Origin of the sequence: Allobosea lathyri (assembly GCF_900108245.1) — a bacterium.
Lineage (GTDB): Bacteria > Pseudomonadota > Alphaproteobacteria > Rhizobiales > Beijerinckiaceae > Allobosea > Allobosea lathyri.
This window is the reverse complement of sequence record NZ_FNUY01000015.1, coordinates 75094-92488: the sequence shown is the minus strand read 5'-3', so window position 1 is coordinate 92488 and position 17395 is coordinate 75094. Positions and strand designations below refer to the sequence as shown.

Below are 17395 nucleotides of genomic sequence, written 5' to 3'. Positions count from 1 at the left end.
GGCGGCCAGGGCGGCGGCAACGGAAATGGTGGCGGCGGCAACGCCGGTAGCAGCGGCCACGGCGGTCGTTGAAGTTGTGGTGGCGGCGATGGCAGGCAACCGCTGGCCATCAGCGCAATACGATCTCACGCGTCCCGGTTCACCCGGGGCGCGCTTCTCTAACGGCTGGCACTGCTCAGAGGCTGAAAGGCATGCCGGGTCGCAGCTGTTGCGCGGATGCTGCCCCCGTCAATCGACTCCCAGGCGCGTGGATTGGCTTGCGACATGCGGGTGAAGAACAGATACCCGGTTTGCGACCACAGCAGGATGCGCGAGGTCTTGTTGTCGAGAACGAAATCCCCCGACGAGGTGACCACAGTCAGCACCGCGTGTCCCTCGCCGCTGGGCGTTCCGACGACCGTGATCAAGAGGGTCGATGACGCCCAACCGCGCTGGATCAGCAACTTGCGCTTCAGCAGTGCAAAATCCTCGCAGTCGCCCCGCCCGTCAGTGGGTATGCTCCAGACATCCTCCCGGCCGAAATGATCCATGTCGGACATCTCGGTTATCGTCGCGTTGACCTGCGCGTTGACCTCATCGAGATCCCGCTGACGCTCCGGGGACAAGGAGGCAATGCGCGTCAGGGCGCCGGACTGGCGGCATTCGGACGGATGCTTCCCGCAAAAGTTGACGAATGCGGCCGGTGGAGAGGCGCGGCCGCGCATCACGGCCGCGAGCTGATCGGCGCGGGCATGTCCCGGCTGCCAACTGGCAAAGAGCGCCACGCCGACAGCCAGCCGTGCGACAGAGGCCCCTATCATCATGATCCACCTTTGCCAGCTTGTGGGATCGCAGGAAATGTCGGTGAAGCATGCGAGCCTTTGATTAAGGAAAAGGGCTATTCTGTGGTGCGTCGTCTCGACGTCGCCGCAATCCACAGCTCAATCCGGCGATGCAGGGGGCGCACGCTGCCCTTGCCGGCATTGCGGCGGAGGCCCGCGTTGCTCGGGTCACGACTGTGTAGCGATGCGCACGCCTGGTCTCGGGGCCTCACATTCGTATGAGCCTCTGGATCGTTTTCGCGTTCAATTTAATGCGGTTGGTCATCCCGGGCGGAGCGTAGCGGAGACCCGGGATCCATCCCGGAGCGCTTCCGATTGAGGTTCCGGAATGGATCCCGGATCAGCGCCGCTTCGCGGCTCGTCCGGGATGACAGTTCTCCAAACCCAACACGAGATAATCCAGGGCCGGTTCTCGGCCAGAAGCCGCTCGCGCGTTTCAAACTTTGCGCTGGCCCAAGTCCTTTGCGCTGGCTCAAGTCCTTTGCGCTGCCCAAGCCCTTTGCTCTGCCCAAGTCCTGCCTTACCCCAGCACGAAGGCCTCATGCACGGCGCTCTGGACACCGCCGCCCATGACCGGGCCGCCGCCGGCGACATGGATCGCGTCTCCCACTAGCGCCGCGCCGAGGCCGTGGCGCGGTGTGAGCATCGGGGCGTATTGCTCCCAGCTATCGGCAGTGGGGTCGTAGGCTTCCATCTGGCCGAAGACGCGGTTGGTGCCTTCGCCACCCATCACGAAGACTTTGCCGCGATAGAGCACCGCGCCATGGCCGGAGCGCGCGGTCGGCAGCGGGTTGCGCGGGGCCCAGATGTCCTTGGCGGGGTCATAGGCGTGGTGAAGGTTCGAATTGGTGTGAAAGCTGTCGACCCGCCCGCCGATGACATGGATCAGCGGGCCGATCGCCAGCGTGCCGGTGTGATCGCGCGCGGTCGGCATCGGGCTGCGGCTCTCCCAGCGGTCGGCCTTGGGATCATAAGTCCTGTGCCAGTCGATCGATTTCTTGGTGTCGAAGCTGTCGCCGATCGCGCCGCCGATGACGTGGAGGCGGCCGTCGAGCCCAACCACCGCAGCCGAGCCGACGGGAGCGGGCAGGGGCGCGATCTCGGCCCATCGATCGCTGGCGGGATCATAGACGAAGCAGCGCGGATGCGGCTTGCGGTTCTGTTCGAGGAAGCCGCCGATGGCGTAGAGCTTTCCGTCTAGGAAGGCGACGCCGACATGGTTGGCGCCCTGCGGCAGCGGGGCAGCGTCGCGCCAGCGGTCTGCGGTCGCCTCATAGACATGGTGATAGGGCCGGTCGACACGCTGCTCGGCATAGCCGCCGACGATGTGCATTCTGCCCTCATGCGCCGTTGCCCAGGCCATTTCCGAACGTGGCATCGGCAATGTGGCCCTCTCGCTCCAGCGGCCGGGATTGGCGGCCTTGGGGGCGGGTGAATCGAAGACGTTCTGCGTGGTGGCGAGTTCAGGCTTCTGGATGCGGCCGGGCTGGTTCAGGCGCTCGTATTGGCCGCCGTGATGCTCATGGCCGGGCTGCTGGGCCAGTGCGGGCATGGCGAGCGCGGCCGCGCCCGCAGTCAGCAGGTTGCGGCGGTTCAGGCTGGTCATGGCGTCTCCTCCCGCCGGCCAGATTATGGGCTGCGTGTCCGCTGGCAAGCGAGTGTTTGCGAAAGCGCATCTGTCTGGAAAGCGCGGTCGTCTTGCGCGACGGCCTGTTCCGTATGCTGCATGCGCTGCTATGGTCGCGCGCCATCTGAAACGGCTTGTTCAAAGAAACGACGAGGATACGCCATGTCTGCGCATAACAAGGTCGCGATCATCACCGGCGCCGGGTCGGGCGTCGGCCGCGCCGTCGCGCTCGCCTTCCTGAAGGACGGCTATCGCACCGTGCTGGCCGGCCGCCGGGTGGATGCGCTGGAGGAGACAATCACGCTGTCGGGCGTGCCGGCCGCGCAGGCGCTGGCAGTGTCGACCGACGTGACCGACCAGGCCTCGGTGCAGAACCTCTTCGCGAAGACGAAGCAGGCGTTCGGCCGGGTCGACGTTCTCTTCAACAATGCCGGCGTCAATGCGCCCGGCGGGATCATGCTGGAGGATCTGACGCTGGCGCAGTGGCAGGCGGTGGTCGACACCAATCTGACCGGCCCGTTCCTGTGCACGCAGGAGGCCTTCAAGCTGATGAAGGCGCAGGAGCCGATGGGCGGGCGCATCATCAATAACGGCTCGATCTCGGCCCATGCGCCGCGGCCGAACTCGGTCGCCTATACCGCAACCAAGCACGCCATCACCGGCCTGACCAAGACCGCCGCGCTCGACGGGCGCAAATACGACATCGCGGTCGGCCAGGTCGATATCGGCAATGCTCTGACCGAGATGGCGCGCAAGATGACCACCGGCGTGCCGCAGGCCGACGGCACCAACAAGATCGAGGCGGTGATGGATGTCGACAACGTCGCGACGACCGTGCTGCATATGGCGAGCCTGCCGCCCGAAGCGAATGTGCTGTTCGTGACGGTGATGGCGACCAAGGCGCCGTTCGTCGGGCGGGGGTGAGGGCCGGTTTCCGCTGTGCGGTTGAACCAAGCCGTCATCCTGGACGCAGCGAAGCGGAGATCCGGGATCCATCTGAGGGCCAAGGCATTTCCAGAATCGGCGCTCTATGATGGATCCCGGATCTGCGCCGCTTCGCGGCTTGTCCGGGATGACGCGGCGGGGATGATGCATGGTCGATTCTGGCGATGACGGGCACGGTGGCGGCGCTGTCACATCCCCGGCAGTGGCCCGCGCCTACACCCTTACCATCTGGGGCATCGCGCTCGGCATCCTGATCTTCGCCATCGGCGTCGTCGCCTGGGCGATGGCCGTCGGTAACCCCCAGCTGTTCAAGGACGGCGTCGACTGGGTCTATGACGTCGCGCTCTACGGCATCGCGGCGCTGGTCTTCGGCCGCGACGACCGCGCCGAAAAACTCGCCGCCCTGGCCATCGGCGCGGTGATGGCGGTGGCAGGGCTGCATACGCTCTACGACCTCTGGGACAAGATCGTCAGGCCGCGCCCGATCGAGATCTGGACGCTGGGTTTTTCGGCTGGCAGCGCGATTGCCGTCGCGTTCATCATCATCGGCCTGATCTGGCGTTTCCGGGCCGAGCAAAACCCGGTCATCAAGGCGACCTGGCTGTCGAGCCGCAACGATGCGATTTCGACGACGGGCTTTGCGCTGGTCGGTCTCGCGGCGCGTGTCGCGCCGGTGCGCTGGCCGGAATATCTTTTCGACTGCGTCGTCGCGGTGATCTGCTTCCAGGCGACATGGGCGATCTGGCGTTCGGTGCGGCAGGCGGCGCCGTTGGATCAGCCTCAAGCCACTGTGCGCAACAAGGCCAAGACAGAGCCGGCGGGCGGGCTATAAAGGCGGCACGCCCAGAGGGACACTCGCCCATGTCGATCGCCACCAAGCTGCCCTCCATCCTGATCGCCAATCGCGGCGAGATCGCCTGCCGCGTCATTCGCACCGCGAGGCGGCTGGGCCTGCGCACCGTCGCCGTCTATTCCGACGCGGATGAGGAGGCGCTGTTCGTGCAGATGGCCGACGAGGCCTACCGCATCGGCCCCGCGCCGGCGCGCGAGAGCTATCTCGATGCCGACAAGATCCTCGCCGTGGCGGAGCAGGCCGGCGCGGCCTGCATCCATCCGGGCTATGGCTTCCTCTCCGAGAACGCCGATTTCGCCGACGCCTGCGCTGCGGCGGGCATCGTCTTCGTCGGGCCGCCGGCCTCCGCCATCCGCGCGATGGGGCTGAAGGACGCCGCCAAGGCGTTGGTCGAGAAGGCCGCCGTCCCGGTGGTGCCGGGCTATCATGGCGCCGAGCAGGGTGTGGATTTCCTGGCCAAGGAGGCGCAGCGCATCGGCTATCCCGTGCTGATCAAGGCGGTCGCGGGCGGCGGCGGCAAGGGCATGAAGAAGGTCGACCGGCCGGAGGATTTCGCCGACGCCCTGACCAGCGCCCAGCGCGAGGGCAAGAACGCCTTCGGCGATGCGCGCGTGCTTGTCGAGAAATATGTGCTCTCGCCGCGCCATGTCGAAATCCAGGTCTTTGGCGACAGCCATGGCAATGTCGTCCATCTCTATGAGCGCGACTGCTCGCTGCAGCGCCGCCACCAGAAGGTGATCGAGGAGGCGCCGGCGCCTGGCATGAGCGAGGAGGTCCGCGCCGCCATGGGCAAGGCCGCGACGGAAGCGGCCAAGGCCGTCGGTTATGTCGGAGCTGGCACGGTCGAGTTCATCGCGGATGGGCGCGAGGGCCTGCGCGCCGACCGCTTCTACTTCATGGAGATGAACACGCGGCTCCAGGTCGAACATCCGGTGACGGAAGCGATTACCGGGCTCGATCTGGTCGAGCTTCAGCTCAGGGTCGCGGCGGGCGAGCCGCTCGGTTTTTCGCAGGCCGAGGTGACGGCGACCGGCCATGCCGTCGAGGCCAGGCTTTATGCCGAGGACCCCGAAAAGGGCTTCCTGCCCTCGACCGGCAAGCTCTGGGCGCTGCAGTTTCCCGAAGGCGAGGGCATCCGTATCGATACCGGCGTCGAGGCTGGCGATACGGTGACGCCGTTCTACGATCCGATGATCGCCAAGGTCATCGCTCATGGCGCGACGCGCGATGAGGCGCTCGACCGGCTGGGTGCGGCGCTGGGCGAGACGATCGTCGCCGGGCCGCGCACCAATCTCGCCTTCCTGAAGAAGCTGACCGAGGCGCAGGGCTTTCGCGAAGGGCCGTTCGATACCGGTTTTATCGAGCGCAACATCAGCGCGCTCGGCGCCGAGCCGCAGCCGCTCGATGCCGCCGCAGTGGCCGCTGCCGCGCTCCAGCTCGAAGAGGAGCGGCAGTTCTCGGGGCAGGTGCAAGCCGCTGGACGGGCCGATGGCGAGGCGCGTTCGCCCTGGCTGGTAGTCGACGCCTTTTCGCTGATGCCGCGCTCGCCGCTCGGTCTGCCGCTTCTGGTCGATGGCGAGCGGGTCGAGGCGCGGATCGAATGGCATGAGGAGGGCGCGCGCGTCAGCCTGCCGGGCCACGAGATCGACGAGGGCGAACATGAGATCACGCTGGCCCAGGCCGAGCGGGGCGTGTTCCTGGCACTGCATGGCGGCCGGCAGACATCCGTGTCGTTGTTCGATCCCTTTACCGTCGATCTCGATGCGGCAGCAGGTTCAGGGGGCGTCATCAAGGCGCCGATGCATGGCAAGCTGATCGCATTGTTCGTCGCGGCCGGGGATGCGGTGGTGAAGGGCCAGCGGCTCGCCATCGTCGAGGCGATGAAGATGGAGCATGTCCTGACCGCTCCGCGCGACGGCACAGTCACCGAGGTCGCGGGCGAGCCCGGCGCGCAGGTGGCCGAGGGCGCCAAGGTGGTCGTGCTCAGCGAATAGCTGAATCGCGGGAGCCGCTTACGGGCGGTTCCTCAGTTTTTGATTCGATTCGGCGGCTTTGGCGAGCGTTTGCCGTCATGGTCGGGCTTGTCCCGACCATCCACGTCTTGCTGCCGCCGAGATGTGTTCAAGACGTGGATGCTCGCCACAAGGGCGAGCAGGACGAGGCGCCTACGAGTCGAGCGTCGCCACCCCCCGCTCCATGATCGCCATATTGATCTGCGCCAGCGGATCGTCGTCTTCGAGGAACCAGGCGGCGGAGAGGCCGCACCAGGCGATGATCCATTGCAGTAGTCGGCGGCGTTCCAATCCCGACTTCGCCAGCACGATCTCCAGCCGCCGCGCGAAGCAGCTCACGGCGACAGGTGGCTCCGGATCGGCAAGGTCGGGGTCGCAGAACAGGATGGTGTATTCGAAGGCGCGGTCGCCGATGACGCATTTCGGATCGATGGCGCGCCAGCCGCGCCCCTCGAAATCCAGCACGTTGTCATGATGGATATCGGCATGGAGCGGGACGATCTCCTGCTGTGCCGCGAGCAATTCCGCTGCAGTGCCAGCCGAGCAGGCAAGCAGGCCGCCGCGCTTTGCCGCCATCGGAAAGAGGTCCTTGAACCAGATCTCGAGCGGGATGAGGCCGGCCGGCATCGGGCCCCGCGGCTTCTGCAATCGCGCAATCGCCTCGCACAGAATGACAGTCGCCTCGTCGTCGGCCCCATTGCGGGCCATGGCTGACAGCGAACGCTGGCCCGTCGCGCGCTCGATCAGCATGGCGCTGCCGATCTCGTCGCGGGCGATGAGGCGCGCCGCACCGTCGCCGTTCCAGTATTCGAGCAGCCGATAGCCGAGGCGCTCGTCCTCGACGTCCGGCAGCTTCAACATGGCAGGCTCGCCGCCGCTGCGGACCGGCAGCAGGCGGCTGCTATGCGTGGTGATCGGCGGGCCGTCGATGAGCAGATTCCAGCGCGTGAGCCAGGGCTCGAAGCTCGTCTCGGGGATATCGTTCATACGCGCCCGATCACCGGATATTGCTCGACCTCATAGAGCTGGCCTGAGACGGGCGCGCTGTCGTCGGAGAGCCAGAAGGCGGTATGCGCGGCGATTTCCTCCGGCTGCATGATCCGGCCGGTCGGCGCGAGCTTGAGCGGGACTTCGTTCTGCCAGCCGGGTTTCTGGCCCTCGCGCCGCTGCGTCGCATCCTCGTTGGCGGTGAAGGTCCAGCCGACATTGAGCTGGTTGACCCGGATGCGCTCGGGCCCGAGCGCGTTGGCGAGATTGCGCGTCATCGTCATCAGCGCGCCCTTCGACATCGAATAAACCGTCAGGTTCGACAGGCCGCAATAGGCGTTGATCGAGCCGACAGTGACGATCGCACCACCGGATTTCTGCAGGCGGAAGGCGTGGACAGCGGCCTCGGCGCAGAGCAGCGGCGCGCGGGTGTTGATCGCGAACATATGGTCGAAGAAGGCTGCCGTCGTCTCGCCGAGCACGCCGCGCGGGTAGATGCCGGCATTGTTGACGAGGCCGTCGATGCGCCCGAACGCCTTGACCGTGGCATCGACGATGACCTGGGCGGTGGCCGGGTCGGCGAGATCGCCGGTGGCTCCTTGGGTCGCTGCACCGAGATGGCGGCAGGCGGCATCGACCTCGGCCTGGTCATGGCCGTGGATCAGGACCTTGGCGCCGTCGGCGACCAGGCGCTGTGCCATCGCGTAACCGATGCCGGTCGATGAGCCGGTGACGAGGATGGCTTTGCCTGCAAGTCCGCGCATGGTTCGTGTCTCCGCGTCGTTTGAGTATGATCTAGCTCGCCTATCCGTAGCCGTCATCCCGGGCGACCGTAGGGAGACCCGGGATCCATGCCGGAAGCTTTCCATAGGGCGCTCAGGAATGGATCCCGGATCTTCGCTTCGCTGCGTCCGGGATGACGATAAAGGGCGAACCGCATCTGTGGAGTAAACGTCGCAGGTGCTGGCCGGGTTGCCCCTGCCGCATTAGGTTGCCGGCCATGCCGCTTCATATGCTCAAACTCTGCGTCGGCGCGGAATCGATCAGCGACCTCGACGAATGGGTCGAGGAGCAGATGGCGCTGATGCGGCGGCTGGGCCGCCCGGAGGAGCAGACGCACACCACCCGGATGGTGCCCAAGCGCGTCGACGAGATTGTCGGCGAGGGCTCGCTCTACTGGGTGATCAAGGGCCAGATTTCGGCCCGCCAGAGGCTCACCGAAATCCGCCCCTTCACGGATGCCGATGGCATCGGCCGCTGCCATCTCGTGCTGGAGCCGGTGATCGTGCCGGTCGAGCCGCGCCCCTGCCGGCCTTTCCAGGGCTGGCGCTATCTCGCCGACAAGGACAAGCCGCGCGACATCGACGGACGCAGCGGCGATCTCGGCGCGATGCCGGAGGAGTTGCGGCGGGAACTGGCGGCGCTGGGGCTGTTGTAGACATAGCCCGAAGGCGCAACGCTGTTCACAACCGCGCCGTCATCCTGGCCGAAGCGAAGCGGAGCGCCGGGATCCATCATAGAGCGCGCCGGAGCCCTATGATGGATCCCGGATTTGCGCCGCTTCGCGGCTCGTCCAGGATGACGATGAGGAGAGGGGAAGGTAGAATCTACACCGCGATGTTGTCGATCAGCCGGGTTCCGCCGATCCTCGCCGCGATCAGCAAGCGGATCGGTCCATCGGCCAGCGAGCTCACGGGCGCCAGCGATTCCGCATGCCGAGCTTCGAGATAGTCGAGCTCGAAACCCGCCGAGATGATCTCGCCTTGCGCGTCGGTGACCGCCTTGAACAGATCGTCGCGATTGCGCAGGCGCGCAGCGAGTTCCTGCATGACGCGATGGAGCAGCGGGGCGAGCGCGCGATGCTCGGCCGAGAGGTAGCGATTGCGCGAGGACATGGCGAGGCCGTCGGGCTCGCGGAAGGTCTGCAGAGGGACGATCTCGATGCCGAGATCGAGATCGGCAGCCATCCGGGTCACGACCTTGAGCTGCTGATAATCCTTCTCACCGAAGACGGCGCAATCGGCCTGACTCTGGGTAAAGAGCTTGCAGCAAACCGTTGCGACGCCTTCGAAATGTGTCGGCCGGAAGCGGTCGTCGAGGCCGACCGCCGCGGGGCCGAGCAGCAGGATGCGGGTCGCGAATCCGGCCGGATACATCTCCTCGACAGGCGGGAAGAAGACACCATCGGCGCCCGCCTCGGTCAGCATGGCGCAGTCATTGTCGAAGGTGCGCGGGTATTTCTTGAAATCCTCATGCGGCGCGAATTGCGTGGGATTGACGAAGATCGAGATGATGACGCGCCTCGCATGGCGCTGCGCCTCCTTGACCAGCGCGATATGGCCTTCATGCAGCGCGCCCATTGTGGGGACGAGCGCGACCTTCTCGCCGGCCGAGCGCCAGCCCGCGACGGCCTTGCGCATGGCGGCGACTGTTTCGAAGATGGCTATGCCGCTCATGTCTGTCGTCCCTGCTTCCGGCCGAAATTCCGTCAAACCCGCAATCCGAGCAGCGACTTGCATCGCTCCACGGGATCAAGGCCGTGGACGGGTAGCAAATGCCGGCGCGATGGCCAATATCAGGAGGAGAGGATCACCGTCGACCGGGAGTCGCATGACCGACAAGACCGACAAGGCCATCAGCCGGACCGCCGCGACCTCGGCTGCCGCGACGGGCCGTTCCGCGCCCGGCGAGATCGACCGTTTCCTTGGCGCGGCGAAGCAGCTTGCGCCGCTGGCGACAGGGCAGGCGGGACGCCTCGTCTTCGCGCTCGACGCCACGATGAGCCGCCAGCCGAGCTGGGACCTTGCCTGTTCGCTGCAGTCAAGGATGTTCGAGGTCGCGGCCGCGAGCGGCGGACTTGCCGTGCAGCTGGTTTACTTCCGGGGTATCGCCGAATGCCGGTCCTCGGGCTGGCTCGGCGAACCGCAACGCCTGACCGGGCTGATGAGCCGGATCAGCTGCGAGGGCGGGCAGACGCAGATCGCGCGCGTCCTCAGGCACATCCGCGACGAAGCCAGGGCCGTACCGATCCGCGCTTTCGTCTTCGTCGGCGATGCGATGGAGGAGGACGTCGATACGCTGGCCGCGCTGGCTGGCGAGCTTGGCCTGCGTGGCATTCGCGGCTTCCTGTTCCAGGAGGGTCATGAGCCGGCCGCGAGCACAGCCTTCGCCACGATCGCGCGGTTGACCGGCGGGGTTCATGCCCGCTTCGACGTCTCGGCGCCGGGTTCGCTGCTCGATCTGCTGCGCGGGGCTGCGGCCTATGCCAGCGGCGGGCGCGAGGCGATGGTCAGGCTGGCGGGCACGAGCCCTGCCGTGAAGGGCCTGCTGAGCGCCATGGACGCAAGCGGGAGGCCGACGCGGTGATGCTGCTCTACGGAGTCGCCGTTCTCATCCTGCTCTGGTGGGTGTCGAAGCTCTTCACCGGGATCGATCCGAAACTGCTGGCGAAGGCGATGAAGACCGGCGGCGGGGTGCTCTCGCTTGGCGTGGCGGCGCTTTTGATGATGCGCGGCCGGCTCGACATGGCGTTCTTCGTCGGCGGCATCGGCGCGTGGCTGCTCGGCTGGAGCGCGGTCGGCCCGGGCGGCATCCGCTTTCCCTGGGGCGACGGGAAGGTCGAGACGCCCGGCGCGCAGTCGAAGGTCCAGTCCGTGCTGCTCGATGTCGAGCTGGACCATGACAGCGGCGCGATGAAGGGGACGGTCCGCGCCGGGGCATTCGCCGGACGCGCACTCGATGCCATGACGATGACCGAGATCAGCGCGCTGATGCGCGAGTGCCTGGCGCAGGATCCGGAAGGTGCCCGGCTGCTAGAGGCATATCTCGACCGCCGGTCGCCCGGCTGGCGTGAAGACACAGACCGTCACCGCGACGCGGGGCAGAGCGGCCCGGCGAGCGCGGGCGCGATGACGCAGCAGGAGGCCTACGAGATCCTGGGGCTTCAGCCGGGGGCGAGCGAGCAGGCGGTCCGCGAGGCCCATCGGAGCCTGATGAAGCGCATCCACCCGGATGCCGGGGGCACCAGCGGACTTGCCGCTCGCGTCAACCAGGCCAAGGACGTCCTTGTGAAGTGAGGAGATCGGCTGCGGGAGGGAATAGGGGTGGAGCGACATGGCGGCGTTCCTTGTTCCTGTCCGGTCAGCCACGGGTGGCGAAGCAGGCGAAGCCGTCGCGCTTGAGGCGCGCGCAGGCGTTCTGGGCATCCTTGGAGTCGTCGAAGCCGGCGAAGCGGGCGCGGAACAGCGTGGCGCCGCCCTTCTCGACCTTCTCGGTGTAACCCGACACTTCGGCGAGCGAACCCGATGCCTTGGAGCGGGCGCGGGCGAGGATGTCCTTCGCCTTGCCTTCGTCATCGGTCGCGCCGAGCTGGATCATCCATTTGCCGGAGGCGACGATCGCAGCCTGGTGGCTCTGCGCGGCTTTGGGCTCAACCTTGGGCTCGGCTGCCTTGGGCTCTGCAACCTTGGGTTCGGCAACCGCCTTGGCGACAGTCGAGACGGCCGGCATGGCGTCCGACTGGCGCGGCTCGACCTTGTTCTCGGCGAGCTTGTTGGCGGCGGCCCGGATGGCGGGCTGCTCGACCGGCTCGGCGACCTTGGCGATGGAGGAGGTCACGTCGACATTGGCCGGCGGACGCAGGATCTTGGCGTCGGAGGGCTGCGCACCGATCGACCAGCGCATGGCCGAGGGGGTCGTCGTCGCGGTGACCGGACGCATGCCGGACAGCTGCATCGGCTGGGCGCCGACATTGAGCGGACGCGGCGGCGCGATCGGCGTGGTGGTGCTGGCGGCATAGGCGCGGGCAGCGGCCGGAATGACCGGCTCGGCCTCGATCCGTGGGCGCGGCACCGGCAGCGGCGCGGGCTCGACGGCGGCGACCTGCTGCGGCGCAGCAGCCTGCCGAGGACGCTCCTGACGCTCCTCCGGCTCGGGCGCTTCGGCGACCATCGTCGAGGCGCGGCCGCTGGTGGCGGCGCGGGGCAGGTTGGCGATCACGAGATCGGCCATGATCTTGTCGCGGGAGGCGCCCGAACGGCCGCCGAGCACGATCGAGACGATCTGCCGGCCCTCCGTCTTCGCCGAGGTCATCAGGTTGAAGCCTGAGGCGCGGGTGTAGCCGGTCTTGATGCCGTCGACGCCCTCGATGCGGCCGAGCAACCGGTTATGGCCGCGGATGGTGCGCGCGCCATACTGGAAGGAGCGCGTCTGGAAGAGCGGGAAATAACGCGGGAACCGCTCCTGGATCGCGCGGGCGAGAATGGTGAGATCGCGCGCCGTGGTCAGGTTCGGCGGGGAATGGGGCAGGCCATGCGGGTTGTGGAAGCGCGTGGAGCCCATGCCGAGCGAACGCGCCTTGCGCGTCATCATATCGGCGAAGGCATCTTCCGACCCGGCGATGGCTTCGGCTACGACGACCGAGGCGTCGTTGGCCGACAGCGTGATCATGCCCTTGATTGCGTCTTCGACCGCGATCGAGGAGCCTGGGCGCAGGCCGAGCTTGGTCGGCGGCTGCGAAGCGGCATAGGCCGAGACCTTGAGCTCGGAATCCATGCTGAAACGGCCGCGCTCCATCTGCTCGAACAGCATGTAGAGCGTCATGACCTTGGTCAGCGACGCCGGGATGCGCGGGGCATCCTCGTTGACGGCATGCAGGGTGCGGCCGCTTTTCACGTCCACGACCATGGCTGCGTAAGGCGGCGTATACCCGCCGCCGCCAGGGTGGCGGCGCTTGCGAGCTTCGGCCGGAGACGCGACCACGCTGGCCGCAATCGTGACGATGCCGATCAATCCGACGAGTGCGCGAAGACGCACGCGTCGGGAACCCACGCTACAAAACACCATGCAACTCGCCTTAACTCAGAACTCTCGTCCCGCCTTCGTGTCGCCTTTCGGCGTGACACTAAGGACACAGTGAGGGAGGTTACGGCGATGCGGTTACGGAGCCGTTAAAAGTCTAAGGATCTCGAACTGAACGATCTGCGTTTGATGCAATGCAGCGCATCCTTGACATTCATGTTGCGGTGCACAATATGAGGGCAGTCCCGGTGGTGAACCTATTCATCTGACCTAGGGGCGAAGAACCTGGGCCCGTTAGGGCTCGTCAGCAGAGGCGGCACTCTGATGCCGAGGGAAGAAACATGATCCAGCAGTTCGAAACCATCCAGAAGGCCTCGAAAGAGAACGTTGACGCTGCGCTGAAGGCTTTCGGCGTGACCTCCAAGGGCGTGCAGACGATCGCCGTCGAGGCCACCGACTATGCCAAGAAGTCCTTCGAGGCCGGCACCGCGACCATCGAGAAGCTCGCTGGCGTCAAGACCCTCGACAAGGCGCTCGAGATCCAGACCGAATACGTCAAGACCGCTTTCGAGGGCGCCGTTGCCCAGCTGACCAAGATGGGCGAGCTCTACGCTTCGCTCGCCAAGGACGCCTACAAGCCGTTCGAAGGCATCGTCGCCAAGGCCGTTCCGGCCACCAAGTGAGCCTTCGCATGTGATGCCGCGTCGCCTTCGGGCGGTGCGAGCTCCATGAGTTGCGTTGCGTGATAGGGAAAGCCCGGCGGTTTCGCCGGGCTTTTTCGTTTGCGCGCGCTCATTGCAAGCCGGTCGCCTGTTTCAACCGATTGAAAACTGAGCCAAGGAAGCGCATTGCTTGGGAACTGCCGCCCTCGCTGCGGCCCAGCCCAGCCAACGGTTCTCGCCATGCTCGACAAAGCCACGCCGCCGCGCACTCTCACGCTCAACGCCGCCGACAATGTCGCGGTTGCCGTTGACCCGGTTGATGTCGGCGTCACGGCTGCCGGCGTCACCGCCCTGAAGCGCATCCCGCGCGGGCACAAGCTGGCGCTCAGCAGAATCGCGACCGGCGAGCCGATCCGCAAATTCGGCCAGATCATCGGTTTCGCCACCGTCGACATTCCGCCGGGCGAATGGGTGCACGAGCACAATACCGGCTTCCACGCCTTCGAGCGCGACTATGCTTTCTGCGCCGAGGCGAAGCCCGAATTCGTGCTGCCTGTCGAACAGCAGGCGACGTTCCAGGGCTTCCGCCGCCAAGGCTCGAACGGGAATCCCGGCAAGGCCGGCACGCGCAACTATGTCGGCATCCTCACATCCGTGAACTGCTCGGCCTCGGCCGCGCGCTTCATGGCCGAGGAGGTCAAGCGCTCCGGCCTGTTGGCGGACTACCCCAATGTCGACGGCGTCATCGCGCTGACCCACGGCACCGGCTGTGGCATCGACTATAATGGCGAGAGCTTCGAGGTGCTGAAGCGCACCACCTGGGGCTATGCCTGCAACCCGAACATGGCGGCGGTACTCGTCGTCGGTCTGGGCTGCGAAGGCTTCCAGATCAAGCGGATGAAGGACGCCTATGGCGTCGAGGAGAGCGACGTCTTCCGCACGCTGACGATCCAGGAGACCGGCGGCACGAAGAAGGCGGTCGCGGCCGGCATCGAGGCGCTGAAGGTCATGCTGCCGATCGCCAACCGCGCCGTGCGCGAGACCGTGCCGGCCTCCGAGCTGATGCTCGCCCTGCAATGCGGCGGGTCGGACGGCTATTCCGGCATTACCGCCAACCCTGCGCTGGGCAAGGCCGTCGACCTCCTGGTCGAGCATGGCGGCACGGCGATCCTCTCCGAGACACCCGAGATTTACGGCGCCGAGCATCTGCTCACCCGCCGCGCCGCGACGCGCGAAGTCGGCGAGAAGCTCGTCGGCATCATCAAATGGTGGGAGGACTATACGGCCCGCGCCCGGATGGACATGAACAACAACCCGTCGCCCGGCAACAAGGCGGGCGGCCTCACCACCATTCTGGAGAAGTCGCTGGGTGCTGCGGCCAAGGGCGGCACCAAGACATTGGCAGCCGTCTATCACTATGCCGAGCAGGTGAAGTCCAAGGGCTTCGTCTATATGGACACGCCCGGTTACGATCCGGTCTCGGCCACGGGGCAGGTTGCGGGCGGCGCCAATATCCTCGCCTTCACCACCGGGCGCGGCTCGGCCTATGGCTGCAAGCCGACGCCCTCGGTCAAGCTCGCCACGAACACCCCGATGTATCTGAAGCAGACCGACGACATGGACATCAATTGCGGCGATGTCCTCGACGGCGTGACGCTGGAGGAGAAGGGCAAGGAGATCTTCGATTATCTGCTGCGGATCGCCTCGGGCGAACACTCGAAATCCGAGGAGATGGGCTATGGCGATGCCGAATTCGTGCCCTGGCAGATCGGCGCGACCATGTGAATTCTTCCTCTCAGCTTGAGTGAGAGGGCGCGAATTCATTGACAGCGGGTCCTGCTTACCCGATAGGCGCTTCCGATAGGGAACGTGCGGTCGGGGGGCGAGCATGCGCAATATTCTTCTGGTGACGGTTCCACGCGTCCTTCTCGGGCTGATCTTCCTGGTCAGCGCCGTCGACGGCTTCTGGTGGCTCGCCACCGGCGCGCATCTGATCCATCCGCCAACAAGCGAGCGCGGCCTGGTCTTCGAGGCCGGCCTGCAGAATGCCGGGTTCTTCTGGCCATTACTGAAGGTCGTCAATCTCACGGGCGCGCTCAGCCTGCTCCTCAACATCGTGCCGGCCTTCGGATTGGCCTTGCTCGCGCCGGTGATGGCCGTGATCGTGCTGTTTCATCTGGCGATCAACCCGCAGGGGTTGCCCGTCGCGATCATCCTCGTCGTGCTCGGAGGATTGCTGGTCTGGGCCTATCGCGACCGCTACGCGGCGCTGTTCCGGTAGAGCTGGCGGTCTGGCCGCGGAGTTGAGTCTCCGCCGTCATTGCGAGCGCAGCGAAGCAATCCAGACCGCTGTGCCCTGTGGCTCCTGGATTGCTTCGTCGCTGCGCTCCTCGCAATGACGGAGAGGCGGCCTGGCTAGAGCGAAAATCCGCGCAGCCTCTCGCTGAGGCCGCTAATCCTGTCCGCTCCGACATTGGCGATGGCGATGCGCAGATGCTGCTCCTGTCCCGGCCCGAAATAGGGCCCGGGCAGTGCCAGCACACCGCGTTCCTCGACCAGCCTGCGCACCACCTCTGCCGCCGGAGTGGCCGCGAAAGGGTGCGCCAGATAGGCGAAATAGGCGCCCGCCGCCAGCACGCGCCAGTCGTTCAGCGGCGCCATCGCGTCCCGAAACAGGGCGGCCCGCGCGTTGATCTCGGCGCGATTGACCTCGCGCCAGTCGCGGATGCCGTCAATGCCCCAGGTGATCGCGGCCTGACCGGCGCGCACGGGGCTGATCTGCACGCAATCGATCACCTTGCCGATCTGGGCGATGACGCGTTCGCCGGCTGTGATCGCACCCAGCCGCCAGCCCGGCACCGCATAGGCCTTGGAGAAACTGTAGAGCCCGATCACGGAATCCTGCCAGCCGCTTGCGGCGAAAACCTCATGTGACCTCGCAACGCCTGCCGGCAGGAAGTCGCGATAGGTCTCGTCGAGGACGAGCCAGAGGCCACGCCTTGCGCAGAGCTCCGCAAAAGCGCTGATCGTTTCCGGCGGATAGATCGCCCCGGTCGGGTTGTTGGGCGTGACGAGGACGATGGCGCGCGTGCGGGCGTCGATCAGCGCCTCTGCCGTAGCGATGTCGGGCACGAAGCCGGCTGCCGGGTCGCAGGGCAAAGGCCGGGGCTCGACGCCGAGCATGGTCAGCGTCATCTCATGGTTGAAATACCAGGGCGTCGGCAGCAGCACATTGTCGCCGGCCCGCGCCAGCGCCATCATCGTGACGACATAGGCCTGGTTGCAGCCCGAGGTGATGGCGATCTCGGTGGGCGCGAAGGCCGCGCCATAAAACCTGCCGATTTCGGCGGCGTAGGCCTCGCGCAAATCGAGATCGCCGGTGATCGCGCCGTAGCGGGTGCTGTCGGGCGAGGCTGCGGCGGCGGAGAGGCGCTGCAGGAGTTCGTCGGGCGGCGGCGTGCCGGGCACGGCCTGCGAGAGGTCGATCAGCGGCCCGACGCGTCCGTCATAGGCGCGGGCCCAGCCCTGAGCCTGCGGTATGGGCGGCGTTCCGGTGTCGAGGAGATCGGGGTTCAACGAGGCGTGCCGGGTCTGAAGCATGGTCTCCAAGCTTTGGGATGCCGCGCCTTGGCCGTCAATCGGTGCGTCTTGCTCGGCTTGCATGGAACCCAGCTTGCACAAGCTGGTTT

At 66.3% G+C, this 17395-nt stretch carries 16 protein-coding genes; 9 read left to right on the top strand and 7 right to left on the bottom strand.

Going from position 1 to position 17395, the window contains the following annotated elements; genetic code table 11:
* Positions 1–158 precede the first annotated feature (158 nt).
* Both C4S73_RS25145 and C4S73_RS25140 read right to left on the bottom strand, forming a co-directional pair.
* Complete coding sequence (locus tag C4S73_RS25145) at positions 159–917, bottom strand: transglutaminase-like cysteine peptidase (protein ID WP_146071495.1); 759 nt, start codon at positions 915–917, stop codon at positions 159–161.
* Between the two features lie 424 nt (positions 918–1341).
* A complete protein-coding gene (locus tag C4S73_RS25140; RefSeq protein WP_103875332.1) occupies positions 1342–2427 on the bottom strand; it encodes a Kelch repeat-containing protein in 1086 nt (361 codons plus the stop codon).
* Positions 2428–2610: 183 nt separating this feature from the next.
* On the opposite strand from C4S73_RS25140, the gene C4S73_RS25135 reads away from it, so the two are divergent.
* The 3 genes from C4S73_RS25135 (at position 2611) to C4S73_RS25125 (ending at position 6240) form a co-directional block, all read left to right on the top strand.
* Entirely contained in the window at positions 2611–3372 is a 762-nt protein-coding gene (locus C4S73_RS25135) for an SDR family oxidoreductase (RefSeq protein WP_103875331.1), read from the top strand.
* A gap of 169 nt (positions 3373–3541) precedes the next feature.
* Entirely contained in the window at positions 3542–4225 is a 684-nt protein-coding gene (locus C4S73_RS25130; protein WP_103875330.1) for a cation efflux transmembrane domain-containing protein, read from the top strand.
* A gap of 29 nt (positions 4226–4254) precedes the next feature.
* Positions 4255–6240, top strand: a complete 1986-nt coding sequence (locus C4S73_RS25125; protein WP_103875329.1) for an acetyl-CoA carboxylase biotin carboxylase subunit — start codon at positions 4255–4257, stop codon at positions 6238–6240.
* Positions 6241–6411: 171 nt separating this feature from the next.
* Here the strand turns inward: C4S73_RS25125 and C4S73_RS25120 are convergent, their stop codons facing one another.
* Positions 6412–7245 carry an aminoglycoside phosphotransferase family protein gene (locus C4S73_RS25120; RefSeq protein ID WP_103875328.1) on the bottom strand — a complete coding sequence of 278 codons (834 nt, stop codon included), beginning with the start codon at positions 7243–7245 and terminating at the stop codon, positions 6412–6414.
* On the bottom strand, positions 7242–8009 hold the full coding sequence (locus C4S73_RS25115; protein ID WP_103875327.1) for an SDR family NAD(P)-dependent oxidoreductase: 768 nt from the start codon (positions 8007–8009) through the stop codon (positions 7242–7244). The genes C4S73_RS25120 and C4S73_RS25115 overlap by 4 nt, the downstream gene beginning before the upstream one ends.
* Before the next feature lie 236 nt (positions 8010–8245).
* On the opposite strand from C4S73_RS25115, the gene C4S73_RS25110 reads away from it, so the two are divergent.
* The gene (locus tag C4S73_RS25110) at positions 8246–8683 is read left to right on the top strand and encodes a DUF1489 family protein (protein WP_103875326.1); all 438 of its coding nucleotides are present in this window, start codon (positions 8246–8248) and stop codon (positions 8681–8683) included.
* A 169-nt stretch (positions 8684–8852) separates the two neighbouring features.
* Here the strand turns inward: C4S73_RS25110 and panC are convergent, their stop codons facing one another.
* The gene (gene panC, locus C4S73_RS25105; protein ID WP_103875325.1) at positions 8853–9701 is read right to left on the bottom strand and encodes a pantoate--beta-alanine ligase; all 849 of its coding nucleotides are present in this window, start codon (positions 9699–9701) and stop codon (positions 8853–8855) included.
* A 154-nt stretch (positions 9702–9855) separates the two neighbouring features.
* On the opposite strand from panC, the gene C4S73_RS25100 reads away from it, so the two are divergent.
* Positions 9856–10611 carry a hypothetical protein gene (locus tag C4S73_RS25100; protein ID WP_103875324.1) on the top strand — a complete coding sequence of 252 codons (756 nt, stop codon included), beginning with the start codon at positions 9856–9858 and terminating at the stop codon, positions 10609–10611.
* Positions 10611–11321 (top strand): DnaJ domain-containing protein, encoded by a 711-nt coding sequence (locus tag C4S73_RS25095; RefSeq protein WP_103875323.1) that lies wholly within the window; start codon positions 10611–10613, stop codon positions 11319–11321. Before C4S73_RS25100 ends, C4S73_RS25095 begins: the two co-directional genes overlap by 1 nt.
* Positions 11322–11385: 64 nt before the next feature.
* Here C4S73_RS25095 and C4S73_RS28825 read toward each other — a convergent pair whose 3' ends face one another.
* The gene (locus C4S73_RS28825) at positions 11386–13059 is read right to left on the bottom strand and encodes a serine hydrolase (protein ID WP_244595783.1); all 1674 of its coding nucleotides are present in this window, start codon (positions 13057–13059) and stop codon (positions 11386–11388) included.
* A gap of 326 nt (positions 13060–13385) precedes the next feature.
* Between C4S73_RS28825 and C4S73_RS25085 the strand changes: the two genes are divergently transcribed.
* From C4S73_RS25085 to C4S73_RS25075, 3 genes are all read left to right on the top strand, one after another.
* Complete coding sequence (locus tag C4S73_RS25085; protein WP_103875322.1) at positions 13386–13727, top strand: phasin family protein; 342 nt, start codon at positions 13386–13388, stop codon at positions 13725–13727.
* A 219-nt stretch (positions 13728–13946) separates the two neighbouring features.
* Positions 13947–15491 carry a UxaA family hydrolase gene (locus C4S73_RS25080; protein ID WP_103875321.1) on the top strand — a complete coding sequence of 515 codons (1545 nt, stop codon included), beginning with the start codon at positions 13947–13949 and terminating at the stop codon, positions 15489–15491.
* Positions 15492–15594: 103 nt separating this feature from the next.
* Positions 15595–15987, top strand: coding sequence for a hypothetical protein (locus C4S73_RS25075; RefSeq protein ID WP_103875320.1), 393 nt, complete (start codon positions 15595–15597; stop codon positions 15985–15987).
* Positions 15988–16121: 134 nt separating this feature from the next.
* Here the strand turns inward: C4S73_RS25075 and C4S73_RS25070 are convergent, their stop codons facing one another.
* Positions 16122–17306, bottom strand: a complete 1185-nt coding sequence (locus C4S73_RS25070; RefSeq protein WP_103875319.1) for an aminotransferase — start codon at positions 17304–17306, stop codon at positions 16122–16124.
* Positions 17307–17395: the final 89 nt, after the last annotated feature.